At 67.8% G+C, this 1,158-nt stretch carries 1 pseudogene; it reads right to left on the minus strand.

Annotated features, from left to right (window positions below):
- A pseudogene (locus AB0I11_RS34420) lies at positions 1-1,158 on the minus strand (hypothetical protein); the annotation flags it as partial.

The raw sequence follows: 1,158 nt of genomic DNA on the forward strand, positions 1-1,158 counted from the left end.
TCAGTTGAAGCAGTCCTTGACGGTGCCGGCGCAGTTGGTGGGGTCGTTGTTGGTGATGGTGGATTCGTCGTCGAGGCGGACCTTGCCCTCGTTGTTGAGGATGCCGCCGGCGGCGCGGTGGGTCTTGGACGGGTCGGTGGCGGTGTTCTTGGTGACGTGGGTGCGGTTCAGGGTGACCGTGCCCTTGTTGTTGAAGATGCCGCCGCCGTTGAGGGCGGTGTTGCCCTTGACCTCGGTGTTGCGCAGGGTCAGGGTGGCGTTGTCGTCGGCGCCGTGCTGGTTCTGCGGGAAGCCTTCGACGATGCGGGCGTTCTGGTCGCCGTTGAAGATGCCGCCGCCGAAGCGTCCGGCGGTGTTCTCGACGATCCAGCTGTCGGTGATGGTGGCGGTGGCTTCCTGGTCGTGGTGTTCGGTGCCGTCGGTGGGCGCGACCATGGGGGTCGGACGGTTCTTGTGGTCCTGTCCGCCGGTGTTGACGATGCCGCCGCCGTCCTTGCTGGCGTGGTTGTTGGCGACGGTGACGTGGTCGAGCTTGAGGTCGGTGTTCTTGGCGTAGATGGCGCCGCCGCTGTCGCAGGCGGTGTTGTTCTTGAAGGTGGTGAAGGAGATCGTGACGGTGCCGCGGGAGCTGAACAGGCCGCCGCCGTTGTGGTCGGCGGTGTTGCCCTCGATGAGGCTCTTGTCGCGGTCCTTGCCTTCGTGGGAGCCGATGATCTCGACGGTGCCGGCCTCGTCGCGGCCCTTGACCCAGTAGTCCTTGCCGCTGTCGAGGCTGCTGGCGCGGTTGGGGCCGTGGTCCTTGCGGGTGTGGTCGTGGCCGTTGGCGATGCCGCCGCCGCTGCCGCCGGCGGTGTTGTTGGTGATCTCGGTGTCCTTGATCTTGAGCTGGCCGGTGTTGAAGATGCCACCGCCGTCGCCCTGGGCGTGGTTGTTCTGGACCTTGCTGTCCTTGAGGTCGACCCGGCCGAAGTTGGCGATGGCGCCGCCGTCGTTCTCGGCGTTGTTGCCGGTCAGCTTCACCTGCACCAGGTGCGCGCTGCCGCCGCGCTCGACCAGCAGGGCACCACCGTCACCCTCACCCTCGTCCTTGTTGTCCTTCGGCGGCCCGGGCGGCCCGGGCGGCGTCGGGGTCAGCGCGGGCGCGTCGGCGGCAGCCGG

It is taken from the genome of Micromonospora sp. NPDC050495, assembly GCF_040655175.1.
Lineage (GTDB): Bacteria > Actinomycetota > Actinomycetes > Mycobacteriales > Micromonosporaceae > Micromonospora.